Genomic DNA, 7,335 nt, shown 5'->3' on the forward strand with positions numbered 1-7,335 from the left:
TGAGCATATGAATTACCAATGAATGAGCGACTGGACGGGCTTTCTCAGGGCATCGGAATCGAAGGCGGCACCCGTGCCACTACCGATCACCAGGCACCCGGATCATTCATAGGTGATTCATTACGTCATGAGCAGTTGACTCGATGGGCGGCCCACCCACAGGCTCGGGACATGCACGAGACGCTCGCTCTCGCGCAGCGCAGACAGCTCATACGGGCCGACGGCGGGCGACGTCCCCGGCCCCGCCACGGCGGAGCCCGTGCCCACGCCGCGGCGGACGCCCTCCGCATGCGTCCTGCCCGTCCCGGCCTCACCGGCCACCGTTCGAGGAGGAACCCTTGGCCAGCCGCGACCCGGACCGTCCCAACGTCCTGCTCATCCTCTCCGACGACCAAGGGCCGTGGGCGATGGGGTGCGCGGGCAACGACGAGATCCACACCCCGCACCTGGACGCCCTGGCGGCCCGGGGGATCCGCTTCAGCCGCTTCTTCTGCACCTCACCGGTCTGCTCGCCGGCCCGCGCCTCCCTGTTCACCGGGGAACTGCCCTCCCAGCACGGGGTCCACGACTGGCTCTCGTACCATCACGCCGGGCGGACGGGCATCGACTTCCTCTCCGGACGGACGCTCTTCACCGATCTGCTCGCGGACGCCGGATACCGGCTCGGTCTCAGCGGCAAGTGGCATCTGGGCGCCAACGACCGTCCCCGCAAGGGCTTCGTCCACTGGTACGCCCATGAGAGCGGCGGCGGCCCGTACTACGGGGCGCCGATGTACCGCGACGGAACACGGGCCGAGGAGCCGGGCTATCTCACCGACGCGCTCGCCGCCGACGCCGATCAGTTCCTCACATCCGAGTCCGAGCGGCCCGAGCCCTTCCATCTCTCCCTGCACTTCACCGCGCCCCACAAGCCGTGGCACGGACAACATCCGCACCAGTACACCGAGTTGTACGAGAACTGCGCCTTCGACAGCTGTCCGCAAGGACCTGCGCACCCATGGCAGCCGCTGGCCGAGGACGGCTCACCGGTCGGCGGCGAGAGCGACACCCGGCAGGCCCTGATCGGCTACTTCGCCGCCACGACCGCCATGGACGCGGCCATCGGCCGGGTCCTGGACCGGCTCGACACGCTCGGCCTCACCGGATCCACCCTCGTGATCTTCACCAGCGACAACGGCTTCAATGCCGGACACCACGGCATCTGGGGCAAGGGCAACGGCACGTTCCCGCAGAACATGTACGACAGTTCGGTCCTCGTGCCCTGTCTGATCTCCCAGCCCGGCCGCATCCCTTCCGGGCGCCACTGCGACGCCCTGCTGTCGCAGTACGACGTCCTGCCGACGCTCGTCGACCACCTCGGGCTCGACCACCACCCCGACCCCCGGCTGCCGGGCCGGTCCTTCGCGGACATCCTGACCGGTACGGACGACGGCGACGGCGCCGAACGGGAGCGGATCGTCGTCTACGACGAGTACGGGCCGGTACGCATGATCCGCACCCGGGACTGGAAATACGTCCACCGCTACCCGCACGGCCCGCACGAGCTGTACGACTTGGTCCACGATCCGGGCGAGGAGCACAACCTCGCCGACGCACCGCTCCACACGGCTGTCCGCACCGAACTCGCCACCCGGCTCGACGCCTGGTTCGCCGAATACGTGGACCCGGCCCTCGACGGCGCCCGCCTCCCGGTCACCGGATCGGGCCAACGGACCCCGGTCACCCCCGGCACACTCCCGACCGCCTTCGAGCCGCCCCCTGCCGGCAGTGCTCCACCGACACCGGCGGGCACCTCCTGACCCGCAGGATTGTGGAATCCACCGCGACGACCCGGTTCAGATCCTCGTCCGTCTCGGCCTGATCCACCAGCGCGGTGACGTGCGCAGCCAGGGACCGTCGGCGGCCCACATCCGCGGCCGGTTGCAGTCGTTCCTCCGGTTGCCGTACTTCTCCCCTCGGGCTCACCAGGCGACCAGTTCGGCCGCGTCCGCGGTGAAGACGGCCTGCCCGGCGGCGATCCGTCGGTCCCGGTCGGGACCGGGGCGCAACAGCCGGTCCAGCGAGCTGAGCAGCCCGATCGTGTCGGCAGCGTGTTCGGTGAGGCCCGCGGCGGCCATCTCACCGACGCCCTCGGCGCCGTGGCCGGGGATCGGCCGGTATCCGACGACCGGTACGCCGGCGGCGAGGGCCTGCACGGCCGTCTGCCCCGCGGCGTTGTCCACCAGGGCACTCGATGCCGCCATGAGCTCAGGCAGGTCCTCGACCCAGCCCAGCGCCAGGACGCCGGGAAGCATCGCGGCGCGGGTCCGCAGTCGTTCGTCCTTGCCGCACAGCAGCACCGGAAGGTGGCCTGCGTCGGCGAGCAGGAGCGCGGTGGCGGTCAGCCCCTGTCCCACGCCCCAGGCCCCGGCCGAGAGCAGCACCGCAGGCCGGCCGGGGCCGCGCCGCCCGAACTCCCGCACCCAGCGCGACGGCCGCCCGCCCGCATTCTCCTGGGCGGCCGCGGCGAAGGCCCCGGGCACGACCGGGCCGCACACCTCCGCCGGGCGTCCGATCCTGGCACGGACGCGTGCCGCGGCGGCCTCGGTCAGGCACAGGTGCAGGTCGTTGCCGGGATGGAGCCACTGCCGATGCACGGCGAAGTCGGTGACCACGACCGTGCTGGGCGGGCAGTCACCGCCCTGGGCGCGCAGCCGCCCTGTGACCTGAGCAGCCTGGTGGAAGGTGGAGACGAGCGCATCCGGGCGCCAGCGCTCGACGATGTCGCGCAGGCGTGGCTCCAGGGCTGCGGCCAGCGGCCCGGCGCTCGGCGCCCAGCCGTTCCGGTCGCGCCGGTCTCCGCGGTCGCGGAAGAATGCCGAGTAGACCGCCGCGTAGGCCCCTGGGCAGTGGCGGAGCGCCGTGCGGTATGCGGCGCGCAGCCCGCGCCCGGCACCTGGGGGCAGAATGTCGAGGAGGTCCACACGTGCGGTCAGGTGGCCGTCGGCCCGCAGCCGCCCGGCCAGTTCGGCGGCCACGGCGTCGTGTCCGGCGCCCATGCTCGCGCTGACGATCAGAATCCGGCGTCCCATTCTTGGATATTCCTCGCATCGCGGCCGGTGCGCCAGCCCCGGGCGGACGGCCCATTAGCCCAGGTGCGGTCGAGCGCGTTCGCCGGTGGGCTGGTTGCATGAAGGATGACTCGCTACGGGCCGCTGCAGGCTGGTGCTCCATCAGGATGTCGGCGGCCCCGGAGGACGGAAGCCCATGCGCAAGAGCCACCCAGCCCACGGCACCCCCGCGACCGGGACCGACGCCACGCAGTCGGTTGCGGCCGGTCCGCCCGCCCCCGGCCCGCGGCCGGTCGTGTTGATCACCGGGGCCTCGTCCGGTATCGGCGCCGAAGTCGCGTCACGGCTCGCGGCAGGCGGGCGATGGGAGCTGCTGCTCAACGGGCGGGACGAGAGCCGGCTCGGCAGTGTCGCCGCCCGCACCGCCGGTACCGCGCTGCCGATGGACCTGGCCTCCGAGGAGGGCTGCCGCAAGCTGGCCGAGGCGGCACTGGCGCACAGCGGAAGAGTCGACGTGCTCGTCGCCGGAGCGGGGCTCGGCTGGGCGGGCCCGTACACCGACATGCCGCCCGGCACGGTGGACCGTCTGGTGAGTGTCAACGTCTGCGCCGTACTCCACCTCGTCCGCCTGGTGCTGCCGCAGATGGTGTCCCGCGGTTCGGGCCGGCTGGTGCTGATCGGCTCTGTCGCCGGCCGGTTCGGTGTACGGGACGAGGCGGTCTACGCGGCGACGAAGGGCGCGCTGATCGCGTTCACGGAGAGCCTGCGCCATGAGCTCCAGGGCACAGGCGTCCACGTCTGCCTGGTGCTGCCAGGTCCCGTGGACACGCCGTTCTTCACCCGCCGCGGCACCCCGTACACGCGCTCCTGGCCACGGCCGGTACCCGCCGGGCGGGTCGCGGCAGCGGTCGAGAAGGCGCTCGTCGGTCGCCGGGACGAGATCACCGTGCCGCGCTGGCTGGGCGTGCCGGGCAGGCTCCAGGGCATGGCTCCGCAACTCTTCCGCAAGCTGGCCATGCGGTTCGGCTGAGCGGGCCCCGGCAATGGACACGCGGGCAGGGTGGGTGACACGTGATCATCGTCTCCGTGGTGCTGGCGCTGCTCGCCGCGCTCGGGAACGCGGCGGCCTCCGTGTTGCAGCGCCGCGCTGCGGCGGCGGACCTGCCCGGCCGCACGGGCAGCCATCGCCTCGGGAGCCTGAGCTTCGTCCGCCGGCCGGCCTGGCGCTGGGGGGCGGGACTGCTGCTCGTCTCGGGGTTGGCGCAGGCCCTGGCCCTGGCGACCGGACCGCTGGCCGTGGTGCAGCCGGTGATGACGACGGAGCTGTTGTTCACGTCGGTGCTGGCTGCGGCCGTCTTCCGGCGGCCGCCCGGGGCGCGGACCTGGGGGGCGTTCCTCGGTATGGCGTTGGGCCTGGCGGCCTTTCTCCTGCTGGCCGGTCCGACCGGCGGCATGGAGACCGTGCCGCCGAAGAGGTGGCTGCTCAGCGCTGCGCCCACCGCCGCCGTGTCGATCGCGCTGATCACGGTGGGAATCGGGTTGCGGGGCTCCGCCCGTGCCGCGGTGCTGGGGTCGGCGACCGCCATCGGCTTCTCCTTCACCGCGGCGCTGATCAAGGACACGCTCGGTCTGCTGTCCGGCGGAGTCGGGGCGGTGTTCACCACGTGGCAGATCTACGCGGCCGCGGCCGTCGGCCTGGGCTCGTTCCTGCTGCTGCAAGCCACGTTGCGGGCGGGCTCGCTCGCCGCGTCGCAGCCCGCGCTCACTCTCGGCGACTCGTTGCTGAGCGTCGTTCTGGGCGTCCTGCTGTTCGAGGAGCGGATCGAACTGGGCTGGCGGGTGCTGCCGGAGGCTGCGGCGCTCGGGCTCATCGCGTTCGCCAGCGTGCATCTGAGCAGTTCCCCGGTGGTCTCCGGAAAGGACGAACAGCGATGGTAGGACTCTCCGCCGCAGGGCGGACGGCGGTGTCGTCCGGCGCGGTGGTCGGCGCTCTGGGTGTGGCTGCCGCGTGGCACATGGGGCCCGCCGCCACCTGGCTGCCACCCGTACGGAGGATTCTCAGCCCCGCCCTGGACGGCCGCGGCCATCCCTCTCACGTGGCACTGACCTTCGACGACGGGCCGGACCCGGCCAGCACGCCGCACTTCCTGCGTGTCCTGGACGAATACCGGGTGCGGGCCACCTTCTTCGTCGTCGGTGATTCGCTGGAACGTCATCCCGCCCTCGGCCGGGCACTTGCGGCGGGTGGTCACGAGGTCGCGGTGCACGGCTGGCATCACGGGCGCCCCTGGTTCCCCACACCGCTGCGCGACGTACGGGAGGTGACGCGAACCGCCGACGCGGTACAGAGGATCTGCGGGACCGTCCCGCAGTGGTACCGACCGCCTTACGGCATCCTCACCGGCGGCCGCCTGGCTGCCGCCCGCCGCGCAGGCCTGCGACCGGTGCTGTGGTCGGCATGGGGGTGGGACTGGACGGCGGACGCCGATGCCCGCTCCGTCAGGGCAGCGGTCCTCGCAGGTCTGACCGGCGGTGGCACCGTGCTGCTGCACGACGCGGACGGATGGAGCGCGCCGGGCGCGTGGCGAGCCACGCTGAGTGCGTTGCCCGGCCTGCTCGCCGAATGCCGTCGACTCGGCCTGAGTATCGGCCCGCTGTCCGAGCACGGCATCGGCCACGCCGAAACCGGCACACGCCTTCGCCGGATCCAGCACCACGGATAGTTATGCACCATACATATGCTGTGCATCAAGCACTTTACATGCATGGTGCACGCCTATGAGAGACTGGCAGGGCGGGCCGGCCGGACGAGAGCGGGAGCGGCCCGGCGACAGGCAGGAGGCGACAGGCGCATGGCCCGGGCAACACACGAGGTTGAGTACGAGCAGATGCTGCTCAGTCGCCACTCGTTCGTGAACCAGCGAGGCAGAAACCGCAAGGACGGGGCCCTGGAGCGCAGCGCCTACATCCTGCTCAGCCGCATTCGCATGCAGGGACCCATGTCGATCGGCGAACTCAGCGACGCCTTCGGACTGGACGCCTCCACCCTGAACCGGCAGACGGCTGCGATCAGGCGCACCGGACTCGTGGAGCGCATCCCGGACCCCGACGGCGGCATGGCCCGCAAGTTCCGTATCACCGACGAGGGCGCACGCGTACTCGACAGGGAAAGGGAGGACATAGTCCGCTCCCTGGACCGGGTGATGGCCGATTGGCCGGAAGAGGACATCACCGCCTTCGCTTCCTATCTGCGGCGCTTCAACACCGACATCGAGCGCCTCGGTGCCCGGCCGTGGCCGCGCCTGAAGGCGCGCCTTTGAGACAGATGTGAAAGGCGAGGGTCACAGGGCGATCCGGCCGGTCTGTCGATCGGGCCCGGCACGCACGTTCCCCCCTCGCTCCCCCGGACGGTCGACGCCGAGGCCGTCCGCCCGTCCGCACGTGCTCCGACCAGCCCCTGGCCATCCGGCGCGCCCCCGCGCGCAGTCGTCCCGCGAAGGGGCAGCCATGCCTCATCCCCCTCACGGCCGCCCTCTGCCGGAGACGGAGCGGACGCGCCACCGACACCTCCGCGAACAGGGCGGCCTCGACCGCGCCGACCTCATCACCGGGCCTCGGTCCGTGTCCGGGCGACGGAGTCCGGCGTGCCGAGTCGGGTGTCGCGGTCGCAGTGAGGGCGTGTCAGCAGTGGCTGAATCACCCACGCAGGCAGTCGGGGATGGGCATACTTGCCGGCATGGATCGCATGATGGGCTTAGCCGGAATGCCTGCCGGACGTGGTGACGGATACGTGCCGCGGGTGACCCGTCGGAATGACCACCACCCTTTCGATGGAGGCTCAGTTGACCGCCAAGGCCGCCGGTAGCTACGAGATCACGAGCTGGGACGAGAAGCCCTACGCCGAGGGTCCCGATACCCCGAAGCTCACCAAAGCCCATTTCACCAACGCCTTCAGCGGGGATATCGAGGGCGAGGGAGCCGCTGAAACGCTCATGGTGTATCCCACCGACTCCACGGCGAACTTCGTCGGGCTCCAGACCGTGACCGGGACCGTGGGCGGACGGAAGGGGAGCTTCGTTCTCCAGGCCACCGGTAGCTGGCTGGACGGCGTGGCCCGTGCGGAGTGGTTCGTGGTGCCGGGTTCGGCGACCGGGGGGCTGGTGGGGCTCACCGGCAAGGGTGGGTACACCTCTCAGCCCGACGGGAGCTGTGCTGTGACGCTGGACTACGACTTCGAGGAGTGAGGGCGTAGGGGCCCGGCGTCGGAGGCCCGCACCCCGTGGGG

Annotated in this window: 7 protein-coding genes; 6 read left to right on the forward strand and 1 reads right to left on the reverse strand. The window is 71.5% G+C overall.

The window, feature by feature from the left end:
• The first annotated feature begins 338 nt into the window (after positions 1–338).
• Positions 339–1,799 carry a sulfatase-like hydrolase/transferase gene (locus ACFU6I_RS23410; protein ID WP_384369992.1) on the forward strand — a complete coding sequence of 487 codons (1,461 nt, stop codon included), beginning with the start codon at positions 339–341 and terminating at the stop codon, positions 1,797–1,799.
• 162 nt (positions 1,800–1,961) lie between these two features.
• Here the strand turns inward: ACFU6I_RS23410 and ACFU6I_RS23415 are convergent, their stop codons facing one another.
• Positions 1,962–3,071 (reverse strand): galactosyldiacylglycerol synthase, encoded by a 1,110-nt coding sequence (locus ACFU6I_RS23415; RefSeq protein ID WP_384369995.1) that lies wholly within the window; start codon positions 3,069–3,071, stop codon positions 1,962–1,964.
• A 175-nt stretch (positions 3,072–3,246) separates the two neighbouring features.
• On the opposite strand from ACFU6I_RS23415, the gene ACFU6I_RS23420 reads away from it, so the two are divergent.
• The 5 genes from ACFU6I_RS23420 (at position 3,247) to ACFU6I_RS23440 (ending at position 7,294) form a co-directional block, all read left to right on the forward strand.
• Positions 3,247–4,080 carry an SDR family NAD(P)-dependent oxidoreductase gene (locus tag ACFU6I_RS23420; RefSeq protein WP_384369997.1) on the forward strand — a complete coding sequence of 278 codons (834 nt, stop codon included), beginning with the start codon at positions 3,247–3,249 and terminating at the stop codon, positions 4,078–4,080.
• A 41-nt stretch (positions 4,081–4,121) separates the two neighbouring features.
• Positions 4,122–4,988, forward strand: a complete 867-nt coding sequence (locus tag ACFU6I_RS23425; RefSeq protein ID WP_384370000.1) for a DMT family transporter — start codon at positions 4,122–4,124, stop codon at positions 4,986–4,988.
• Positions 4,982–5,773: a polysaccharide deacetylase family protein gene (locus tag ACFU6I_RS23430; RefSeq protein ID WP_384370003.1), complete on the forward strand. Its 792-nt coding sequence runs from the start codon at positions 4,982–4,984 to the stop codon at positions 5,771–5,773. Before ACFU6I_RS23425 ends, ACFU6I_RS23430 begins: the two co-directional genes overlap by 7 nt.
• A 129-nt stretch (positions 5,774–5,902) precedes the next feature.
• The gene (locus tag ACFU6I_RS23435) at positions 5,903–6,370 is read left to right on the forward strand and encodes a MarR family winged helix-turn-helix transcriptional regulator (RefSeq protein ID WP_384370006.1); all 468 of its coding nucleotides are present in this window, start codon (positions 5,903–5,905) and stop codon (positions 6,368–6,370) included.
• Between the two features lie 492 nt (positions 6,371–6,862).
• Positions 6,863–7,294 carry a DUF3224 domain-containing protein gene (locus ACFU6I_RS23440; RefSeq protein WP_384370009.1) on the forward strand — a complete coding sequence of 144 codons (432 nt, stop codon included), beginning with the start codon at positions 6,863–6,865 and terminating at the stop codon, positions 7,292–7,294.
• Positions 7,295–7,335 lie beyond the last annotated feature (41 nt).

The sequence above is a fragment of the Streptomyces sp. NPDC057486 genome (assembly GCF_042802415.1).
In the GTDB taxonomy this organism is placed as follows: Bacteria; Actinomycetota; Actinomycetes; order Streptomycetales; family Streptomycetaceae; genus Streptomyces; species Streptomyces yanii.

Bases quoted from the DNA above. Each gene is read 5' to 3' on its own strand.
- ACFU6I_RS23415 (WP_384369995.1), bottom strand. From the start codon at position 3,071: ATGGGACGCCGGATTCTGATCGTCAGCGCGAGCATGGGCGCCGGACAC.
- ACFU6I_RS23420 (WP_384369997.1), top strand. From the start codon at position 3,247: ATGCGCAAGAGCCACCCAGCCCACGGCACCCCCGCGACCGGGACCGAC.
- ACFU6I_RS23430 (WP_384370003.1), top strand. From the start codon at position 4,982: ATGGTAGGACTCTCCGCCGCAGGGCGGACGGCGGTGTCGTCCGGCGCG.
- ACFU6I_RS23435 (WP_384370006.1), top strand. From the start codon at position 5,903: ATGGCCCGGGCAACACACGAGGTTGAGTACGAGCAGATGCTGCTCAGT.
- ACFU6I_RS23440 (WP_384370009.1), top strand. From the start codon at position 6,863: ATGACCACCACCCTTTCGATGGAGGCTCAGTTGACCGCCAAGGCCGCC.